At 63.9% G+C, this 21,306-nt stretch carries 15 protein-coding genes; 7 read left to right on the forward strand and 8 right to left on the reverse strand.

Annotation, left to right across the window (positions count from 1 at the left end; translation table 11 throughout):
* Positions 1-171 precede the first annotated feature (171 nt).
* The 3 genes from DKB74_RS00930 to DKB74_RS00940 are packed head-to-tail and all read left to right on the forward strand — an operon-like array spanning position 172 to position 3,694.
* Positions 172-1,377 (forward strand): thiolase family protein, encoded by a 1,206-nt coding sequence (locus DKB74_RS00930; protein ID WP_109807032.1) that lies wholly within the window; start codon positions 172-174, stop codon positions 1,375-1,377.
* 16 nt (positions 1,378-1,393) lie between these two features.
* A complete protein-coding gene (locus tag DKB74_RS00935) occupies positions 1,394-2,590 on the forward strand; it encodes an acyl-CoA dehydrogenase family protein (RefSeq protein WP_109806248.1) in 1,197 nt (398 codons plus the stop codon).
* A 3-nt stretch (positions 2,591-2,593) separates the two neighbouring features.
* Positions 2,594-3,694 carry an acyl-CoA dehydrogenase family protein gene (locus tag DKB74_RS00940; protein WP_109806249.1) on the forward strand — a complete coding sequence of 367 codons (1,101 nt, stop codon included), beginning with the start codon at positions 2,594-2,596 and terminating at the stop codon, positions 3,692-3,694.
* Between the two features lie 22 nt (positions 3,695-3,716).
* Here DKB74_RS00940 and DKB74_RS00945 read toward each other — a convergent pair whose 3' ends face one another.
* The 6 genes from DKB74_RS00945 to DKB74_RS00970 all read right to left on the reverse strand — a co-directional run bounded on the left by DKB74_RS00945 (position 3,717) and on the right by DKB74_RS00970 (position 12,709).
* A complete protein-coding gene (locus tag DKB74_RS00945; protein WP_109807033.1) occupies positions 3,717-4,772 on the reverse strand; it encodes a LacI family DNA-binding transcriptional regulator in 1,056 nt (351 codons plus the stop codon).
* 10 nt (positions 4,773-4,782) lie between these two features.
* Positions 4,783-6,279 carry a tryptophan halogenase family protein gene (locus tag DKB74_RS00950; protein ID WP_109806250.1) on the reverse strand — a complete coding sequence of 499 codons (1,497 nt, stop codon included), beginning with the start codon at positions 6,277-6,279 and terminating at the stop codon, positions 4,783-4,785.
* Positions 6,280-6,284: 5 nt separating this feature from the next.
* Positions 6,285-7,319: a cupin-like domain-containing protein gene (locus tag DKB74_RS00955; RefSeq protein ID WP_109806251.1), complete on the reverse strand. Its 1,035-nt coding sequence runs from the start codon at positions 7,317-7,319 to the stop codon at positions 6,285-6,287.
* Positions 7,312-8,025 carry a SapC family protein gene (locus DKB74_RS00960; protein ID WP_109806252.1) on the reverse strand — a complete coding sequence of 238 codons (714 nt, stop codon included), beginning with the start codon at positions 8,023-8,025 and terminating at the stop codon, positions 7,312-7,314. Before DKB74_RS00960 ends, DKB74_RS00955 begins: the two co-directional genes overlap by 8 nt.
* Positions 8,022-9,593 carry a tryptophan halogenase family protein gene (locus DKB74_RS00965; protein ID WP_109806253.1) on the reverse strand — a complete coding sequence of 524 codons (1,572 nt, stop codon included), beginning with the start codon at positions 9,591-9,593 and terminating at the stop codon, positions 8,022-8,024. The genes DKB74_RS00960 and DKB74_RS00965 overlap by 4 nt, the downstream gene beginning before the upstream one ends.
* 107 nt (positions 9,594-9,700) lie before the next feature.
* Positions 9,701-12,709 (reverse strand): TonB-dependent receptor, encoded by a 3,009-nt coding sequence (locus tag DKB74_RS00970; RefSeq protein WP_109806254.1) that lies wholly within the window; start codon positions 12,707-12,709, stop codon positions 9,701-9,703.
* Between the two features lie 179 nt (positions 12,710-12,888).
* Between DKB74_RS00970 and DKB74_RS00975 the strand changes: the two genes are divergently transcribed.
* Together DKB74_RS00975 and DKB74_RS00980 are read left to right on the forward strand one after the other, a co-directional pair.
* Positions 12,889-15,144 (forward strand): beta-glucosidase, encoded by a 2,256-nt coding sequence (locus DKB74_RS00975; protein ID WP_109806255.1) that lies wholly within the window; start codon positions 12,889-12,891, stop codon positions 15,142-15,144.
* A 63-nt stretch (positions 15,145-15,207) separates the two neighbouring features.
* The gene (locus DKB74_RS00980; protein ID WP_109807034.1) at positions 15,208-16,410 is read left to right on the forward strand and encodes an MFS transporter; all 1,203 of its coding nucleotides are present in this window, start codon (positions 15,208-15,210) and stop codon (positions 16,408-16,410) included.
* Here DKB74_RS00980 and DKB74_RS00985 read toward each other — a convergent pair.
* Positions 16,407-17,240 (reverse strand): glycoside hydrolase family 16 protein, encoded by an 834-nt coding sequence (locus DKB74_RS00985; protein ID WP_109806256.1) that lies wholly within the window; start codon positions 17,238-17,240, stop codon positions 16,407-16,409. The two genes, DKB74_RS00980 and DKB74_RS00985, sit on opposite strands and share 4 nt — an antisense overlap.
* Before the next feature lie 4 nt (positions 17,241-17,244).
* A complete protein-coding gene (locus tag DKB74_RS00990; protein WP_239987319.1) occupies positions 17,245-19,047 on the reverse strand; it encodes an adenylyl cyclase in 1,803 nt (600 codons plus the stop codon).
* Positions 19,048-19,227: 180 nt separating this feature from the next.
* Here DKB74_RS00990 and DKB74_RS00995 point away from each other — a divergent pair, with 180 nt between their 5' ends.
* Together DKB74_RS00995 and DKB74_RS01000 are read left to right on the forward strand one after the other, a co-directional pair.
* The gene (locus DKB74_RS00995) at positions 19,228-19,596 is read left to right on the forward strand and encodes a BlaI/MecI/CopY family transcriptional regulator (protein WP_109806257.1); all 369 of its coding nucleotides are present in this window, start codon (positions 19,228-19,230) and stop codon (positions 19,594-19,596) included.
* Positions 19,593-21,248, forward strand: a complete 1,656-nt coding sequence (locus DKB74_RS01000) for a M56 family metallopeptidase (RefSeq protein ID WP_109806258.1) — start codon at positions 19,593-19,595, stop codon at positions 21,246-21,248. The genes DKB74_RS00995 and DKB74_RS01000 overlap by 4 nt, the downstream gene beginning before the upstream one ends.
* The last annotated feature ends 58 nt before the right edge of the window (positions 21,249-21,306 follow it).

The following is a 21,306-nucleotide window of genomic DNA, read 5'->3' on the forward strand; positions in this document are numbered from 1 at the left end:
GGTTGACGCGGTGGTTTGAAAGATAGGTTACGCCTGTAAACCGCATGAAATCGCGATATTTGGCAAGGTATCGAATATTGCGTATGGCTTTCCGCGAATTTGGTCAGGAGAGGCCCGGCGACTCGCCCCGTGCAAGCGGGCGGGCGCCGGCCGGAAACCGGTGGAGAGAAAATGACGCGCGAAGCCGCTATCGTCGCAACGGCACGCACGCCGATCGGGCGGGCGCATCGCGGGGCGTTCAACAATACGACGCCCGATGTGCTTGCCGCGCATGTCATGAACGCGGTGATCGATCGGGCAGGGGTGTCGCCCGATCGGATCGACGACATTTTCTATGGCACGGGCAATCAATATGGCCCGCAATTCTACAATATCGGGCGGATGAGCGTGTTTACCGCCGGGCTGCCGCAATCGCTGCCGGCGTTCACGCTCGATCGCAAATGCGCGTCGGGGCTGACGACGGTCGCGCTCGCCGCACGGTCGATCATCGCCAATGACGCCGATGTCATTCTGGCGGGCGGCGGGGAATCGATTTCGCTGACCAGCGTGCCGGGCATGGTCCAGCCCGGCTGGCGATCGCCGAGCGTGATCGCGGCGGAAAGCGATGCTTATATGGCGATGATCGAAACCGCCGAGATCGTTGCCGAACGCTATGGCGTCAGCCGCGAGGCGCAGGACCGCTTCGCCGTCGAAAGCCAGCAGCGCGCCGCCGCGGCGACTGCGCAGGGGCGGCTTGCCGAGGAAATCGTGCCGCTGACCGCCGAAAAGCTGATGCGCGCCAAGGACGACAGTGAAACCGGGCGCGAGACCGTGACGCTGACCAGCGATGAAGGCATTCGCGCCGACACCAGTTACGAAGCGCTGTCCGGCCTCAAGCCGGTCTGGAAGGACGGCGCGAAAGTGAAGGAAGGGCGCAACGTCACTGCCGGCAATGCCAGCCAGTTGTCCGACGGCGCGTCGGCGCAACTGCTGATGGACCGCGCAACGGCGCAGGCAGAGGGCAAGACCATCCTGGGCGTGTTTCGCGGCTTTCAGGCGGCGGGATGCGCGCCCGATGAAATGGGCATCGGCCCGGTATTCGCAATTCCCAAATTGCTCGACCGCGCCGGGCTTTCGGTTGGCGATATCGGCCTGTGGGAAATCAACGAAGCCTTTGCCAGCCAGGCGCTTTATTGCCGCGACAAGCTGGGCATCGATCCTGAAAAGCTCAATGTCGATGGCGGCGCGATCGCGATCGGTCACCCGTTCGGCATGACCGGCAGCCGGCTGGTCGGCCACGCCCTGATCGAAGGCCGCCGTCGCGGCGTCCGCTATGTCGTCGTGTCGATGTGCGTCGCGGGCGGCATGGGCGCGGCCGGCCTGTTTGAAATCGTCTGAACCCGGGAAAACGACCATGGATCTCGAATTCACCGAAGAGGAAAAGGCATTTCGCGAGGAAGTGCGCGCATTCCTGAAGGAAAAACTGCCGGCGCGGCTGTCGGACAAGGTGCGCAACGGCCAGAACCTCAGGAAGGAAGACATGGAGGAATGGCACGCCATCCTCAATGCGCGCGGCTGGCTCGCCAATCACTGGCCGGTCGAATGGGGCGGCACCGGTTGGACGGTGATGCAGCGCGCGATTTTCGAAGAGGAAGTGTCGAAGGCACATGCCCCGCGCATCGTTCCTTTCGGCCTGTCGATGCTGGCGCCGGTGCTGATCAAATATGGCAGCGAGGAACAGAAGAAACACTATCTGCCGCGCATCCTGGATGGGACCGACTGGTGGTGTCAGGGCTATTCGGAACCGGGCGCGGGGTCCGATCTTGCCAGCCTGAAGACCCAGGCGGTGCGCGACGGCGATGATTATATCGTCAACGGGCAAAAGACCTGGACGACGCTCGGCCAATATGCCGACTGGATCTTCTGCCTCGTCCGCACGTCGAACGAAGGCAAGAAGCAGGAGGGCATTTCCTTCCTGTTGATCGACATGAAGACGCCGGGGATCGAGGTTCGTCCGATCAAGCTGCTCGACGGCGATCATGAAGTGAATGAAGTGTTCTTCACCGATGTTCGCGTGCCGGTCGCAAACTTGGTCGGCGAAGAGAATAAGGGCTGGACCTACGCCAAATATCTGCTGACCTATGAACGGACCAATATCGCCGGGGTCGGCGCATCGATCGCTGCGTTCGAGCAGTTGCAGCAGGTTGCCAAGACGACGATGCGCAACGGCGGGCCGCTGGCCGAAGACCCGTTGTTCGCGGCGCGCATGGCAAAGGTCGAGATCGATCTGGAGAATATGAAGACGACGAACCTGCGCGTGCTGGCGGCGGCGGGCGCGGGTCATGCGCCGACCGCCGAAAGTTCGATGCTGAAAATCCGCGGCACCGAAATCCGTCAGGCACTTACCGATCTGATGCGCCGCGCGGCGGGCAGCTATGCCCAGCCCTGGATCCATGCCGCGTTCGAGGAAGGGTTTAACGGCGAACCGGTCGGACCCGATTGGGCGGCGCCGGTGGCATCGGACTATTTCAACATGCGCAAACTCTCGATCTTCGGCGGATCGAACGAAGTGCAGCGCGAAATCATCACCAAATCGATTCTGGAGCTCTGACCGATGGATTTCTCGCTTGGTGAAGACCGGCAGATGCTGGTCGATTCGGTGGGGCGCTATCTGGCCGACACCTTTGACTTCAGCGCGCGCGAAAAAGCGATTGCCTCGTCCGAAGGCTGGTCGCGTGCAATGTGGAACGGGCTTGCCGAACTCGGCGTGATCGGCGCGTTTTTCCGCGAGGATGCGGGCGGCTATGGCGGATCGCCCTTCGATATCGGCGCGGTGTTCGGCGAAGTCGGGCGCGCGATCGCAGTCGGGCCGTTCCTCGAAACGCTGATGGCCGGCAGAGTGCTGGCGGCAACGGGGCGCAGCGAAGAACTGGCCGGCGTGATCAGCGGCGAAACCCGCATCACCTTTGCCGATACGCCGATGATGGGTGCGAACGGCAGCCCGGTTGCACCGATGCACGCGGCATCGAATGGCGATGGCTGGAAATTGTCGGGCGGCAAGGGCGTGGTCGGCTATGTCGCCGGGGCGGAGCTGATCGTGGTGAGCGCGCAGACCGACACGGGCACCTCGCTGTTTCTGGTGCGCGGCGACGCGGCCGGTGTGTCGATCCGCGATTATCCGCTGGTCGATGGCGGCGCGGCTGGCGAGCTGACGCTCGCCGATACGCCCGCCGAATTGCTGGGCAGCGACGGCGAGGGGCAGGCCCTGATCGACGATGCGACGGCGGCGGGGCTTACTGCGCTCAGCTGGGAAGCGGTCGCGATCATGGACGTGCTGCGCGCGCAGACGATCGAATATCTGCGCACGCGCAAGCAGTTCGGCATTCCGATCGGCAAGTTTCAGGCGCTGCAGCATCGCATGGCGACGGTCGCGCTCGAAATCGAGCAGGCGCGTTCGGCGGCGATCAATGCGGCGGCGGCGCTCGACAAGGCGCCGAATGTCCGCGACGCGGCGGCGTCAGCGGCCAAATATACTATCGGCACGGTCGGCAAACTGACCGCCGAAGAAGCGATTCAGCTGCATGGCGGGATCGGCATGACCTGGGAATTGCCGCTGTCGCATTATGCCAAGCGGCTGACGATGATCGGCCATCTGCTCGGCGACGAGGACGAGCATCTGTCGCGCTATATCGCGCTGCGCCAGGCGGCGGCCTGAACCAGTCCCGACCCGGCGGCGCTCAGGCGGTGCCGGGGGCCGGGCCGGTGGATTCGCGAATGATCAGGCTGGCCGCGACGATGCGCGGTTCGGTCGCGGGTTTCTTGCGCCGTTGCTGTTCGATGATCAGTTCGACGGCGGCTTCGGCAACCTCTGCGATCGGCTGGTGCACCGCAGTCAGCGGCGGATGCGCGAAGCGGACGATCGGCGTGTCGTCGAAACTGACCAGCGACAGGTCGCGCGGGATGGTGAGACCGCGGTTGCGGGCGTATTCCATCACCGCCTGCAACTGATCGGCGCTGCCGATAATGGCAGTCGCGCCGACATCCGCAGACAATAGGCGTTCGGCGGCGGCGCGGCCCGATTCATAGCCGAAATCGCCTTCGGTCAGCAGGCCGTCGATGTCGAGCCCGGCATCGGCCATCGCGGCCTTCCACCCTTCGACGCGCCACGCGCTGAGTTCATATTCGGGATCGCCGCCGATAAAGCCGATGCGGCGATGGCCGAGCGCGACGAGATGCTCGGTCGCCAGTCGCGCGGCGTGATCGTCGTCCATCGTCAGCCGGAAACCAGGGCCTTCGCACAGCGACCCGATCCGCGCGACGCTGATCTTATGTTCGTCGAGCAGTTCGAGGATCGCCGGGTTCTGCGAATGCGGCGGCGTCAGGATCACGCCATCGGGTTGCAGCGCGGCGATGGCCGCGCGCAATTCGCGCTCGATATGGTCGCTATGCGTGTCGATCAGTTCGACGATCAGGCGATAGCCATGTTCGGCGCATTTGAGCATGCCGCCCAGCAGCATCTGGTCGACCCAGTCGGTGCCTTCGCGTTTGCGCCAGTCGGCGATCGTCCGCTCGCGATCGTTCAGTGCCATGATCAGATAGGATCGCGATCCGCTCATCCGCTGCGCGGCGATGGAGGGGACATAGCCGAGCTTGTCGATCGAAGCCTGAACCCGCTCGAGCATCTCGGGCCGGACATTGGGCTCCTTGTTGATCACGCGGCTCACCGTCTGCAGGGAGACCCCTGCATCGGCGGCGACATGTTTGATGGTTACGGATTGCCGTCTTCGCGCCATGGTCTTGCGTTCAGACCGCTTCGGGCTGTCGTGCGCCGCAATAGCGGGCGACATAGGCGGCATGGTCGGGCAGGCCCGATACGGTGCGCGTGACCAGGTCACGCAGGTTGGAAAGCAGCGAAGCGAGCTCCTCGTCGTTCAGTTTTTCGGCAATCGGGTGGTGGCTTTGCGGGACGATACCCTGACCCAGCATCACCTGGACCCAGCTGTTTTCGGCGAACAATTCCTCGTTGCGGCGGAAGACGCGACCGGTTTCGCGGAACAGTTCGATCTTTTGAGTCAGCGTGTCGGGAATTTCCATGTCGCGGCACTGGCGCCAGAAGGCGCTGTCGTCGCGTTCGGTCACTTTATAGTGGAGGATCAGGAAGTCGCGGATCTGCACCATGTCGACATGCTGCTGGTCGTTGAATTCGGCAATATCGCGCGGGCTGATGCGATCGAGCGGCATCATCCGGATAAGGCGCAGCACGGCACGCTGGATCAAGTGGATGCTGGTCGATTCGAGCGGCTCCATGAACCCGCCCGACAGGCCGATCGCAACGCAGTTGCGATGCCATTGCCGCCGCCGCGCGCCGGTGGTGAAGCGCAGCTTGTTGGGCTCGGTCAGCGGCTTGCCCTCGATATTGCCGAGCAGCCGTTCGAGCGCAGCGTCCTGCGACAGATAGCGGCTGCAATAGACCAGGCCATTGCCGGTGCGGTGCTGCAGCGGGATGCGCCATTGCCAGCCGGCATCATGCGCCATCGCGCGGGTATAGGGGATGGGCGGGCGGACATTTTCGGTCTGGACCGCGATCGCCGCGTCGCAGGGCAGCCAGTGAGTCCAGTCGTCGAAACCGGCGTGGAGTGCCCCTTCGATCAGCAGCGCGCGAAAGCCGGTGCAATCGAGGAACAGATCGCCTTCGATCCGTTGCCCGGAATCGAGCGTAAGCGCGGCGATATCGCCGCTCTCGCCATCGAGTTCGACCTGAGCGATCCGGCCTTCGATGCGTGTGGTGCCGTCGCCTTCGGCCATGTTGCGCAGGAACCGGGCATAGGCGGTGGCGTCGAGCTGATAGGCATAGTTGAGCCCATTGTCGGGCAGATGCGCGAACTTGCCCGCCATCGCCGCGCCCAGCTCCAGACAGTAATCGGCATAGGGCTGGTCATGCCCGCGTTCGCGGCCATAGCGCCAGAAATGCTGGAATCCGGCGGACCAGTGATCCTTGCCGGTGATGCCGAAGCTGTGGAAATAGCTGTCGGTGCCGTTGCGCCACCCTTCGAAATTGATGCCGAGTTTGAAGGTCGCGTTGGTCGCGCGCATGAAATCGGCTTCGTTGATGCCGAGCAACCGGTTGTAGGCGACCAGCGGCGGAATGGTCGATTCACCCACGCCCACCGTGCCGATCGCATCGGATTCGACCAGCGTCACATCGACTGCCGATCCCAGCACGCGCGCGATCGCCGCCGCCGCCATCCAGCCGGCGGTGCCGCCGCCCGCGATCACCACGCGGCGCAATCTTCCTTCCATCGCGCTCACCGGCTGAGCTGCCGCAGGATGAAGCCGCGCATGCGCGCCGCCTTTTCGGGAGTCAGCGGCGAAAGAACGCTGCGGCCGGGCTCGGGAATATGCGCCACGACATCGGCCTGATCGCCGAACACATAATAATCGAACAGATCGCGCCAATGCGCTTTCTCGTCCGCCGGCAAATCGCGGATCGACAGCATCGCGTGGTTGAGCGCGTCCTGCGGCTGGCCCAGCCAGCGCGGGGTTTCGCGCCACCAGTAATTGACCAGGATGTTGAAGCGATCGAGCCCTTCGACATGGTGCCACCACATGCTGGGGATGTGCAGCGCGTCGCCCGGCTCCAGATCGGCGATCTGCGCATGTTCGAGCGCGTCGCGAAAGCGCGGAAAACGATCGAAATCGGGTGCGTGGAAATCGACCATGCTCACTGCGCGGCCGGCAGGGGTATTGTCCACCGGGCCGAGATAGAGGTTGCGGAACTGATCGGGCGGGAACAGCGTGAAACGGCGCCGTCCGGCGGCGACACAGGCGAGATTGTCGGGAAAGTCGTTATGCGCCGCAATCCGCGTATGCGTGCCGATCCAGATGCTGGCGAGCAGGTCGCGTTCCCCCAGATCGACATGGTTCGCCGCGTCCAGGCCATCGAAATACTGATGCACGTCGGTCGACGCGATATAGATGGCGCGCGCGTCGCCCAGTTCCTCGCCCTTGTCGAACTGCGCGAAGATGCCGGGCAGCTTGCCCTTGAACGTGTTGAAATTCATCGCCGTGGCGTCGGCGTTATAGAACAGCCGCCCGTCATCCTGTGGCTGTCCGACCGACACCGTGAAGTCCATGTCGCGGCTGAGGCCGAGCAGATAGTCGCGCGCGGCACGCGGCGACTGGCGCGCAGCCTCGACCAGCGGCCAGTGCGCCACCAGCCCGCGAATGACGAACGGCGTCGTTGCGTCGCGCAGCAGCATATCGAGCGCAGCCGCATCGGCGGCTTCGACTTCGCGAATGCTCGCCGCCGCCTGAAACGGTCCGGGATCGCGTTCAGCCATGGCGCATCCGGCGGTTCTTGCGCGCGACCAGCGCGTCGAGATTGCCGAGCGAGGCCACTGCCATGAACAGCGGCATCAGATGCCCGGCGGCATGGAGATCGGCGAGCGCAGCGGCATCGAGATCGCGCAGCTTCGCCTCATCGACGATGTGGAACCCGACCAGCCGATTGGTCGAACCATCCTCCAGCGTCACTTCGAGTGTCAGCGGCTCAAGCAGATCATAACGCTGGATCGCCGCGAAGAAATCGGGAGAGGCGACATAGCCGGCGTCGAGCTCGCCCAGCTTTTCGGTAATGTGGTCGAGGAAGGGAGTGGGGCGCCCCACTTCATCGAACACGCGGACGCCATCGGCGGCGATGCGCGGGCTCGCCATGTCGATATGGACCTGTCGCTCCTCGGAATCAGGTGCGGCGCGCCCGATCAGGAATGGCTGAATGTCCATCGCCAGCGGGCGATAGCGCGCGTCCCAGCCCCCGTTTTCCAGGAACAGGTTTTCGCCGGTTTCGAAACCGAACATGGCGAGCGCAGTAAAGGCGTCACGCTCGACATTCAGCCGGAACAGGATCGGATATTCGTTCTGAACCCGCCGAAACTCGTTGGGCACGGTGATGCAGCACATCACCGCATCGCCCAGATCGGCGCTGCGATCGGTGGAGATGCGCAGATCGGCATGCGCTTGCGCAGTGAGGACGGTGTGGCTGGTCATGACTGGATGGCGTGCTCTTGAGAGGGAATAAGGCCTGCCGCCCGGACCGCGTCAAGATAGGCGCGGTTGTCGGGCAGCGCTGCGGCAAGCGCACGGGCGCGCTGATGCGTCTGTTCGAACGCGCGATTCAGCGGTTCGCGCGGGCCGGTACGGATGGCACCGTCGGGCGGCGGAGGAAAGCCCATGCCGTAGAGGACATATTGATAGCTGGCGGCCGGGAAAATCTCGTCGACGCGATCGAGATCGGTGGTCGAAGGCGGATGATAGCGCCAGATTTCAAGCAGTTCGCCAAGGCGCGGCGGGATCGTCGCGGAGTCGCGATGCGCGCGCCAATAGGGCTCGTCGCGTTCGCTCAGCACATAATGAAGCTTGAGGAATTCGACGATCCGGTCCCAGCGGGTGCGGAACAGCGCGTTGAACCGACGGGCGTGCAGATCCATCGCCGAACGCGTCGCAGGAAAATTATCGAGCAGCGCATCGAGCGACAATTCGATCATCACGATCGCCGACGCTTCGAGCGGTTCGACAAATCCCGCCGACAGACCGATGGCGAGGCAGTTGCGCTCCCAGAAACGTTCGCGATGGCCCGATCGGAAGGAAAGGCGGCGCGGGGCGAGCGCATCGATATCGGCGCCGGGCACCACGCGCGCGATATAATCGCGGAGCGTTGCCTCCGCCGCGTCGTCGTTCAAATAACGCGAGGCATAGACACAGCCGATGCCGCGCCGCGTCGGCAGGCCGATGTCCCAGATCCAGCCCGCGGCATGCGCAGTACCGGTGGTCTGCGACGCGATCGGGCTGTCGGGTGCCACCGGTACCTGCACGGCCAGCGCGCGATCGTTGAACAATGTGTCGCTGCGATCGATCACCGGCACGTCATAATGGCCGCCGAGCAGCAATGCGGCATGGCCGGTGCAATCGAGGAAGAGATCGCCGGTTATCCGGCCGGAGCCGCGCGTGGTCACGGCGGCGATGTCGCCATCCGCTGTGGCTTCGACGGCGTCGACATGGTCGCGGATGTGCCGCACGCCCAGCCGTTCGGCGCCGTGCCGGGCGAGCAGCATGGCGAGCTTTCCGGCGTCGAGATGATAGGCATAGTTCAGCGCGCCGCCATATTCGGCCATGTTGCGCTGGCGCGGCGCGAGCATGCGGTCGCATATTGCCGGCTGCGCACACAAGGTGGCGGCAAAATCGCTTGCCGGACCGGTGTCGCGCCACGCCGCGACGATATCGCGCGGATCGCCTTCGACCGGCGGCGTGAAGGGATGGTAATAGCGATCGTCCGGCGCGCCGGTGCGCCAGCCGTCGAAGCGCGAACCCTGTTTGAAACTCGCGTCGCATGCGATCAGAAATTCGGTTTCGGAAATGCCGATGCGCTGCAGCGTGTGGCGCATTGTCGGCCAGGTGCCTTCGCCGACGCCGATAGTGGGAATGTCAGGCGATTCGATCAGCGTGACCTGAAGCGGGGAGGGCGCATCGCGATCGGCGCGGGCCGCGATCAGGCACGCCGCCAGCCATCCGGCGGTTCCCCCGCCGACGATGACAATCTGTGCGATCGGCCTGTCCACCGCATGCCTCGGAAAAAGGAGTATCCTCGCCCGGAAATAGGGGAGAAGTCACGCCCGATCGAGCGTGACTTCTCCTTTTAGTTCGGGGAGGCAATTATTGGCTTCACTCAATAGGTGAAGCGGAGACCCGCCGAATATCGGGCATATCCGGGCGAGACGAAGGTCACCGTATTGTCCGAGCGGCGATGGCCGCGCCGGCTTTCCCCGGTGAGATTGATCCCTTCGACAAAGGCCGTGAAGCCGGGGATGAACTCATAGCTCGCGCTCGCGTCCACCTGGCCATAGGCCTCGACATAGAAGGGGTTGGCGCCGGTGCCCTGCAGGAACTCGTCGCGCCAGTTATACGCGACACGCGCCTGGATCGGCCCCTTGTCATAGAAGATCACGGCATTGGCGCTGTCGCTCAGCCCGGTCAGCGCGAATTGCGTGACGTTGTAGGGCTGGGTGTTGTCGTAGGTCGCGTCGCCGTTGACGATCGTATAGTTCAGGATGACGCCGAAGCCGGTTTCCCAGAAGCTGTGCTGGATCGCGAATTCCCAACCGTACAGCTGTGCGGTCTGCGAATTGTTGACCGGCTGATTGACCTGGAAATTGACCAGCGGATCTTCGTCGAGCGAATAGATTTCGCCGGTCGTATAGCCCGCCGGATCGGTGCCCGTCGGATTGGTCGAACCGGGATAGTTGTCGAAGATATACTGGCGGATATCCTGCGCCGAAGCGCCGGACCCCAGGGCGGCAAGCGCGGCCTGATAGCGCGGGCCGCCGAACACCGTCCGCAGGCCGAACGCCGACATGTCGGTGCGGTCCTGCGAAATGAAGTTCGACACGTCCTTGTGGAAATAGCCGACCGAAATGTAGCTCGACGGGCCGTAATACCATTCCGCCGACAGATCGATATTCTTCGATTTATACGGCAGCAGCCCCGGATTGCCGTTGCTGCCGGTGCCGCCGCCGACACGGAACTGGGTGTCGAGCGTCAGACCGCCCTGAAGGCTGCCATAATCGGCGCGGGTGATGGTGTGGCTGTACGATGCGCGCAGCTTCACATCGCGGACCGGCTCCATGTCGAAATCGATCGCGGGCAGCCAGTTTTCATATTCGCCCTTGAACCGCGTGAAGTCCTGATCGCCCGAATAGGAGATATAGAATTCGTTCGCGGCGTTCCACGACGTCCCGTCGGGAATCGGCACCAGCGCTCCGGAGGAAATGCTGGTGAATTCATAGCGTACCCCCGCGCGCAGATGCGCCGGATTGCTGAACAGCATGAATTCGTTGTTGATCTGCAGATAGGGCGACACCGTCTTTTCGGTGATGCGGCGATCGACGGTGAAGTCGGCAAGGCAGGTGCCCGCCGGAGCCGTGCCGGCCTGCGGCGAACTGCACGTGCCGTACAGGCTTTCGATCAGATCGACCATCCGTTCGAAATCGAAGCTGTAGAGGCCCTGGATCATGTTCGGATCGTCGGCGCCGTCGAGCCCGGAAAATTTGTCGGGCAGCGAGACATAGGTGAAGATGTCGTCGGGAATGTCCGACGCGGGACCGGCGCCGCTCCAGGTTTCGTTCTGGATATAGCCATAGGCCGACCGCACCTTGTTTTCGGTGTAGGACATGCCCCAGTCGATGCTGTCGAGGAAGCTGCCCTGATGGTCGTAATGGCCCGTCAGCTGGATCTGGTTGATCTCGTCCCGGAAATAGGCGTTGCGGAACGCATTGCCGGTCGGCGTGATGTTCGCCGGGTCATACTGATCGATGCCCGGATACATGTTGACCGAAATGACCGGCAGATAGCTGTCATAGCGTTCGGTCTGATTCTGAACGCCGAACACGGCGTTACCCACCGAAACGCTCGAGCCATATTTATTGGTCGGCTTTGATTCCGCAGTCGAATGATGCGCGTCGAGCTGCATCGTCACGCCGCCGGGCGCATCCCAGGTCAGATTGAAGCCGAGCGACTTGTTCTCGCTCTCGTTCGCGGTCAGCGCGCCGCTATAGGACAGATCCTTGCGCTCGCCCGCACCGAACGCTTCGGAATAAAAGACCGGTCCGGCGACCGGGCCGTCGGTCCATTCGCTCGATACGTCGTTGAAATTATACCAGATGCCGACATTGCTGTTCCGCACTTCCACCTTGTTGCGCGAATAGGTGAAATCGACGGTGGCAGTCAGCGAATCGATCGGGCGAACCTGCAGCACGGCCTGGCCGTTGAGGCGTTCGCGGTCGATATCGTTGAGGTTGTACGACCCGTTCTGCGGCACCGCATAGACATCATTGCCTTCGGGACGGTTGGTGATGTTCGCCGCACGGCCATCGGGCGCGGCGGGAAGCGCGCCCCAGGAGGTCGTGTCGCTGCCCAGATAGCCGTCGCGCCAGTCGATATTGGCGCTGTTCGTGCTTGCCTTGCGGCGCTGGTACGAACCGGCGATCAGGATGCCGATGCTGTCATTGGCGAAGGTGTCGCTGAAGATTCCGGAAACTTCGGGCGTGATTTCCTGGTCGCCGTTCATCGACGAATCGAGCACGCCCTTGGCGGCGATGCTGCCGCGCAGGCCAGGCCGGTCGAGCGGACGCGGGGTCAGGATGTTGATCGTCGAGCCGATGCCGCCACTGGGGATCGAGGCGCGGCCGCTCTTATACACTTCGACCGCCGAAATGCCTTCCGACGCGAGGTTGGCGAAATCGAACGAGCGCGATGCGGGCGGGCTGGCGCCGTCGCCGAGCGTCGAGGTCGGCATCTGGCGGCCGTTGAGCAGCACCAGATTGAATTCGGGACCGAAACCGCGAACCGTGACGGTCGAGCCTTCGCCGTTCGAACGGTCGATCGACACGCCGGTGATGCGCTGCAGCGATTCGGCGAGGTTGGTGTCGGGGAACTTGCCGATATCTTCGGCGGAGATCGCATCGACGATGCCCTGACCGTCGCGCTTGATCAGCATCGAGTCGCGCAAGCTGGCACGGATGCCGGTGACGACGATTTCCTCGCCCTGGGTTTCCTGCGGCTGGGTTTGTTCGGACTGGCCGGATGCGTCCTGGGCGAACGCAGTCGCGGGAACAGTGAGCGCCAGCACGGAGGCTCCCAGAGCCCACCGGGACACAGCGCGAGCGTCGTATTTTCGCATGATCTCCCTCCCTAGTTTTACTTGCATGGCTGTCCCATGCGATCGTTATGAGAACGTTCACTTGCGCAGTTTCAATCCTGCTGTCAAGTAATTGCAGACAGCCTGGCCGTTCGGCCCAAGACAAGGAAGAGCGTTCGTCGCGCGCAGCGACGCGGCGCCGCAATCAGGTGAGGAAGAGCATGACCAAGCGCTTTAGATCGTTGATTCTTGCAAGTGTTTTTGCCGGAACGCTGCAGGTTCCCTTTGCCGTTGCGCAGGATGCGCCGGCGGTGGCTGCGGCGGCTCAGGACGCACGGGCGCGGGCCGATTCGCTGGTCGCGCAGATGACGCTGGATGAGAAGATCAAATTGCTCCACGGGCTGTTCCCGCCGATGGCAGACGGCAAGACCGAAGAGACGCTGGTCCCGTCGGCCGGGCATTTCGATGCGCTGCCGCGCCTGGGCATTCCGACGATTCGCGAAACCGATGCCTCGCTGGGCGTCGCCAACCAGGTCGAGCAGCGCAAGGGCGACACCGCCACCGCGCTTCCCTCCAGCCTTGCCACCGCGGCGACTTTCGATCCCGGCATTGCGCGCGAGGGCGGGGAGATGATCGGCGCCGAAGCGCGCGCCAAGGGGTTCAACGTGATGCTCGCAGGCGGCGTCAACCTGACCCGCGATCCGTGGAACGGGCGCAATTTCGAATATCTGGGCGAGGATCCGCTGCTCGCCGGTACGATGGCGGGCGCGCATATCGCAGGGGTTCAGTCGAACAAGATCGTTTCGACGGTGAAGCATTTCGCGCTCAATGCGCAGGAAACCGGGCGGATGGTGCTCGACGCGCGAATCGATGAGGCGGCGTTCCGCGAATCCGATCTGCTGGCGTTTCAGCTCGCGATCGAGATCGGCAATCCGGCTTCGGTGATGTGCGCGTACAACAAGGTCAATGGCGACTGGGCGTGCGAGAACGACTTCCTGATGAATCAGGTGCTCAAGCGCGACTGGGGCTATCAAGGCTGGGTGATGAGCGACTGGGGCGGGGTGCATTCGACTGCCAAGGCCGCGCTTGCCGGGCTCGATCAGGAATCGGGTCAGGAACTCGATTCGCAGATTTTCTTCGGTGAACCGCTCAAGGCGGCCGTGGAGTCGGGTGCAGTATCCGAAGCGCGGATCGACGACATGGTTGCGCGCTTCCTGACCGGGCTGATCGAAGCCGGCGTGCTCGACAATCCGGTGCCGGAGCATCCGCAGCCCATCCCCTATGACGTCCATGCCGATGTTGCACAGCGCGCCGCCGAAGCGGGCATCGTGCTGCTCAAGAATCAAGGCGATATCCTGCCGCTCGCCACCACCGCGCAGAAGATCGTGCTGATCGGTGGCCATGCCGATGTCGGCGTGCTTTCGGGCGGCGGGTCGAGCCAGGTGCGTTCGGTCGGCGGGGTGCCGATCGAAGTGCCGCTGACCGAAGGCGCGGCGATGTCGTTCGCGCGGCTGACCTATCACAACAGCTCGCCGATGCGGGCGCTGCAGGCGGCGCTGCCCAATGCACAGATCAGCTTTGTCGACGGGTCGGACCCGGCGGCTGCGGCACAGGCGGCTGCCGATGCCGACATGGCCATCATATTCGCGACGCAATGGACCACCGAGGCACAGGATGTGGACGACATCCGCCTGCCCGACGGGCAGGACGCGCTGATCGCGGCGGTCGCGGCGGCGCAGCCCAAAACCGTCGCGGTGATGGAAACCGGCGGACCGGTGCTGATGCCGTGGATCGATCAGGTGCCGGCGGTGTTGCAGGCCTGGTATCCCGGCCAGCGCGGGGGTGAGGCGATCGCCAATCTGCTGACCGGGCGAGTCAACCCGTCGGGTCGCCTGCCGATCACCTTCCCGGCATCCGCCGATCAGCCGCCGCGTCCCGCTCCTGTCGGCCTCGAAACGTTGACCAGCCTCGAAGCACAGGCGGCGGCCAACCCCGCCAATGCCGGCGCCTATCAGCTCAGGACCTTCCCGGTCGATTATGTCGAAGGCGCCGATGTCGGCTATCGCTGGTATGAAAAACAGGGGCTGACCCCGCTCTTCGCCTTTGGCCATGGCCTCAGCTACACCAGCTTTGCCTATCGCAACGCCACGGTGACCGGCGGCGACACGATCACGCTGTCGTTCGATGTCGTGAATACCGGCGATCGGGCAGGGGCGGACGTGCCGCAAATGTACATCACGCGCACCGATGGCGGCGATCCGATGCGGCTTGCGGCATTCGATCGCATCACGCTGCTGCCCGGTGAGACGCGCCATGTCACGCTGACCGCCGAACCGCGCATCCTCGCCGATTACGATACCAGCCTGCCGGGATGGCGCATCGCGGGGGGCAGCTACACCGTCGCGCTGGCACGCGATGCCACCGATCGCAGCCAGAGTTTCACGGTCGATGTGAACCCCGCGACCATCGCGCCGTAATTCGTCGCACGCGGCGGCGGCAGGCGCTTGCCCGCCGCCGCGCGCACGGGCAGTGTGGCGCCGATGGAACCGCTTACATCCGCTGCGCCCGAGCGCCGATCGACGGGGTTCCTGCTGCTGTGCGGGCTTGCCTATGCCGGCGGGGTGATTTCCTATCTGCCGCTGCTCGCGCTGATGCTGCCCGAAAAGGTCGAGCGGATCGCGGGCGACGCGCGGCTCGATGTGTTCACCGCCTGTGTGATCGCCGGCGGGGTGGCCGCGAGCATTTCCAACATCGTCTTCGGCTGGCTCAGCGACCGCAGCTTTGCGGCGGGCAAGGGGCGGCGCGGATGGATGGTGCTGGGCGTGGCGGCGCTGGCGCTCAGTTTCGCGGGCGTGGCGGCGGCGGACACGCCGATGGCGGTGCTGGTCGCCATCGTCTTTTTCCAGATCGCCGTGAACATCATCCTCGCGCCGCTGTTCGCGCTGATGGCCGAGGAGATACCCGACGGCCAGAAGGGGACGGTCGGTGGCCTGTTGTCGCTGGCATCGCCGGCGGCGACGATGCTGTCGGCCTGGATGTTCGTGGCGGTGCCGGGCGCAGAGGCAGCGCATCTGGCGATCGTTGCGCTGGTAGTGGCGCTGTGCGTCCTTCCGCTGTTGCTGATTCGCCCGCGCATTGTGGCCGATGCCGTGATGCCCGAGCAGGAAAAACAGATGCTGCGCGGCGACATGGCGATCGCATGGACCGCGCGCATTTTCGTTCAGATGGCGGGCGCTGCGCTGTCGAGCTACCTCATCTATTATTTTGAGAGCATCGCGCCCGAATTGCGCGAGGCTATGAAGGCGCGGGTCGGCAATTTGCTGACGATCGCCTATTTGGCGCCGGTGCCGCTGGCGATCCTGCTCGGCCGGATTTCCGACCGGATCGACCGGCGCAAGCCGTTTCTGTTCGCGACTGCCGCGCTGGCATCGGCGGGAATCGTCGTCATGGCACTGGCCGATAGCTGGCAGGCGGGGGCAGTTGGCGTGTGCATCTACACCGCCGGCATCGCGATCTTTCTGGCGCTGCATGCAACCTTTTCGATGCAGTTGCTGCCCAATCCGCGCCATCGCGGGCGCGATCTGGGGCTGCTCAACCTTACCAACACGCTGCCGATCCTGGCGGGGCCAGCGCTCACCTGGCTGCTGGCGACGCCGGAGGATTTCGATCCCGCCTTATGGGTGCTCGCGGTGCTGACGCTGATCGGCGGGCTGATCGTGCTGCTGGTGCGCGGGCGGCGCTAATCGGTGTCCGGCGCGGGCCAGAAGCGGACATAATCGACCGACATGCGCTGGGGCAGGGCAGTATCGTCGATACCTTCCTTGCCGCCCCAGTCGCCGCCGATCGCAAGGTTTAGGATCAGCGCATAGGGCCGGTCGAACGGCCATGCCGCATGGCCGCCGGGCTGATCGTCGCGCACCTCCATATAGCCGCGATCATCATAGCCGATCAGGATCCGGTCCTTGGTCCAGCTCAGCTGATAGCGGTGATAGGCGGTGCAGGCGCTGGGGATCGTCACCTGCGCGCCGCGCTGCGTGCCGAGGCGATGGTTGAACGCGCCCGAATGGAGCGTACCATGGACGACATTGGCGTCCCATCCGACCATTTCCATGATGTCGATTTCGCCCTGATCCGGCCACTCGCCGGTTTCGGGAAGCATCCAGATCGCCGGCCAGGTGCCGCGACCGCAGGGCAGCTTTGCGCGGATTTCGTAAAAGCCATAGCCGAGCAGGTCGCGGGTCACCAGCTTGGCGGACGTATATTCCTGTCCGCCCCAATCGGCGAACTCGCTGCGCTTGAGCGTTTCGCGATGTGCTTCGATCACCAGCGCGCCATCCTCGATCCGCGCATTTTTGGCCCGGTCGGCGGCGTAATATTGCCTTTCGTTGTTGTACCAGCCCTGGGCATTGCGCGACGTGTCGTAGCGCCATTTGCCGGTATCGATTTCGGGATCGTTGAATTCGTCGGCAAAGCCCGGCGCGGTGGTCGGCGTCTCCATCGGCACGTCGACGCTATAGTTGGTGGCGCCCAGCGAGCTTGTCGTCTGGAGCAGCATGGTCGCGGCGATCAGCATCGGATCAATCCTCCTGCACGGGGTAATGAGTCAGCGTCTGGCGAATGTCGCCGGGGCGGGCGGTCTTGCCGGCTCGGTTGACGATATGCGCGATGGCGCCACGGTTGTTGCCGAGCGAGATCGTCGTCACCGATTGGAAGCGGACATCGGGCGCGTCGGGTGCTTCGATTGCGCTTTCCAGAACAATGGCGGGGCCGACATTGAAATAGGCATAGATGCCCATGCCGACCGCATAATGATGCCGCACATCGTCCGCGACCTTGTACGCCGCCCAGCCGCGGGTTTCGCCCGCCATCCACGATGCTTGCGTCGGCGGATCATAGGGCAGTTCGTTCTGATAGAAATAGGTGCGGCCACGCTCGCCATTCCAGATCGTCTGGTATTTTTCGAAATGCTCGACGAACAGGCCATAGAGAGTGACATCGTCGCCATTGACGATGATCCCCTGATTGCCGACGCTTTCGCTCCAGCCGACATGGACGCGACCGCTCGCCCGGTCACCATGATCGGCGCGCCAGATCCAGAGGTGATCGCCGATCACATGATGGCTGTTGATGACGAGGCAGGTGTCGGCATTGCCCACCGCCGCGCCGCCGACGCGGAAGAACAGGTCGGCGAGCAGGATCGGATCGTCGCGATGATCGCCGCGCGCACCCGGCTCGCCGACCTGCATCAGCACCGGCGACATGGTCGGTCCGGCATCGAACAGCAGCCCTGCGATGGCGACGCCCGGTACGTCCGCGACGCTGAGCGCCATGGCTCCGTCTTCGGCGAGCAATGTCGCCAGGCCAAGGCCGAGGACCACCGTGTCGGGGCGCGTGACCCGGATCGGTTCGGACAGACGATAGATGCCCGGCGTCACCAGCAAATGCCTGCCCGATGCGAGTGCTGCGTTGATCGTCGCGACCGGCGTTGCGGGCGTGGCGATCAGGAAATCGGACAGCGGCAGCGTCCTTCCCGCGGGCGCAGCACCGCTCGCCCAGCCGGGCCCGGTCGAATCGCGGCGCAGGGCGGGGACGAACACGCCCCAGCCGCCATCGTCATCGACATGCAGGAACGGCTTGTCGCGAACCACCGGCGTGGTGGCGATATTGGTATAGGGCGGTTCGGGAAAGCTGGTCGGCGGGGCGCCTGTCGTGCCGACAAAGGTCATGTTCCAGTTCGAACCGTCCCAGCCGCCGATCGCGCTGTTGCGCGTGAACCATTGTTGTTGCGTGCCCGACCGGACCGTCCCCGAAATGCGGCAATCGGCGAAGAAGCCGCCGCTCGCCCAGCCGCCATCGTCGAGGGTCAGATCGCCGTCGAGATGCATGCGGCGATAGGGCGCGGCCTGCGACACGGCCCAGCGATCGGCGCGATCGGCGGGCGCAACGTGCAGATTTTCGACGCCGCGCCAGAAATTGATCAGCGCATTGCCGTCATTCCAGTCCGCTTCGGCATGGACGTGACCGGTGATCGTCACATCGTCGGGCAGCAGGCCCAAACCCGCAATCTGGGTGAAATAGCCGACCTTGATGTCGAGTGCATGCGCGCCGGGTTTCAGCAGCACCGCATAGCGGCGATCGGTGAAATGCGCGCGCTCCTGTTCGGCAAAGATAGCGTCGAGTCGCGCCTGCACCGCCGCAGCGGGCATAGCGGAATCGATGATGATAACATTGGCCCCCAGATCGGGGTCGGCGTCCGACCGGGGAAGGCGCGTTGCCGCGTGCGCCATTCGGGGCGCAGCGACGGCGAGCATTCCGGCGCCGGCCATTGCGCCGATCATCCTGCGGCGGTCCAGATGGCCGCCAACTGCGTTTTCCGACATCCCCAGCTCCATTTTTGTGAACGTTCTCACAAGAATCACGGAGCGTTTCAAGCGTGACCTTTGCATGCGATCTTGCGAAGCGTCTTGCGGGGTTTCGGACGGGCATTGTTCATGTGGCGTTCAGGGCTATTGACTACAGACGTAATCGTCGTTTACAAACGTAATCGAAAGAGGACAGGCATGACCGAGCGTATCAGCGATGCCGAGCACACCGTGATGGAAGTGCTCTGGGAAGAATCACCGCTAACGGCACAGGAAGTCGCCGAACGCGTGCCGGCCGAACGTGCCTGGAGCGCGAACACGGTCAAGACGCTGCTCGGCCGCCTGCTCGCCAAGAGTGTCATTGCCCATGAAGAAGACGGGCGGCGCTATCGCTATCGCCCGCTGGTGGCGCGCAACGATTATGTCACCGGCGAATCGCGCCGGATGATCGATCGCCTGTTCGGCGGAAAACTAACCCCTCTGGTCGCACATCTTGCCGAACGCGAACAACTCACCGATCAGGACATTGCCGAGATCGAAGCGCTGCTGAAGGATCTCAAGCAATGATCGGCTGGGCGCTCGAAACGCTGATCGCCTCCACGTTGCTGATGCTGCTGGTCCTGGCGATCCGTGCGCCGGTCCGACGCGCGTTCGGACCCGGTGTCGCCTATGCGCTGTGGCTGTTGCCGGCCGTGCGCATGCTGATGCCGCCCTTGCCCGGCAACTGGCAATTGAGTGCGTTGCTCCAACCCTTCGTAAAGGGGGCCGAAAGCTCGCCGGGGTTCACGGTCGGACTGCTCAATGCCGACACCGCGCCGGTGGAGGCCGTGCAGAACGCGACCATGGCGGTGCATGTCGCCGACGCCCAGATGCTGGTGGTGCCGCCGACGGTCGTATCGAGCGGACCCTCGCTGCTCGTCCTGCTGGGGGCGTTCTGGCTGGTCGGCACCTTGTGCTTCCTTGGCTATCACCTCATCGCCCATTCGCTGTTCTGCCGCCGCCTGCTGGCGCGTGCAAAGGCGAACCGCGCGGTTGCCCATGGCAAGGTGCGCGTCATCGAAACCGATGCGACGCATGGGCCGCTCGCCTTTGGCATCTGGCGCAAATATGTCGCCTTTCCGCGCGATTTTTCCGAACGCTATGACGATGTCGAGCAGGATCTCGCGCTTGCCCACGAACTGGGCCACCATGTCCGCGGCGATCTGATCGCCAATTGGGTGGCGCTGATCGTTCTTGCAATTCACTGGTTCAATCCGGTCGCGTGGCGGGCGTTCCGTGCCTTTCGCGCCGATCAGGAAATGGCCTGCGACGCCCTCGTGCTCTCAGGCCGCGCCCAGGCACTGCGCCATGCTTATGGCCGTGCGATCGTCAAGTCCGCGCATGGGGGTGCGGTCTCGGCGGCTTGTCACTTGCACACCATCAACGAAATCAAAGGGAGGCTCCGTATGCTCTCGAAGAATGATCGCAAATCCCCCACCCGCATCGCGTCCGGTATCGCCGGAGTCAGCGCGATCGCGCTCGCCGCGCTCGGCCTGACCGCATCGGGCACGCAGGCAGCCGAAACCATCAAGGCGCAGGTCGAACGCACTGTCGGCGTCAAGCTCGATATGCAGGATGTTCCGCCGGCGGCGCCAAGCGCTCCGGAAGCGCCCGTCGCGCCGACGGCACCTGCGGCACCTGCGGCACCCGAAGCACCCGTTGCTCCGGAAGCGCCGGAAGCACCGACGATCACCCGGACAATCGAAGGCACGTACATGATCCGCAGCGACACTGGCGGCAGTACGCGCGTCGCAATGCGCAGCCAGCATCAGAATGGCCCCTTTGTCGTCGATGTGCAGAGCGCGGACCCCGACAAGGTCGAGGTGCGGGAGCGCAGCTGCGGTACCACTGGTCCTGACTCCGATAAGGTCACGGTGCACCAGACGCGCGGCGATCGTCAGATCATCATCATCTGCACCGATCGCATCGAAGCGATCACCGCCAATGCCGAGCGTCAGGCAGCACAGGCGCGGGCTCAGGCCGCGACCGCCCGGGTTGAGGCGCGCGAATATCGCCGGATCGCGATTGTCAGTGCCCGTGAAGGGCTGGATGCGGCCCGCGCCAGCATCGCCGCCCTGGACAATATTCCCGAAGAGGATCGTGCCGAGGCGCTGCGCGACATCGAAAGTGCTCGCGCTGAACTCGAAGCCGAAGCCGCTTCTGCGGCGAACGACGACTGAGCACAGGGGGAGGGCGGCATTCACCATGCCCCTTGGTGAATGCTGACCTCAAAATCGG

Source organism: Stakelama portus (assembly GCF_003171655.1).
GTDB lineage: Bacteria > Pseudomonadota > Alphaproteobacteria > Sphingomonadales > Sphingomonadaceae > Sphingomonas > Sphingomonas portus.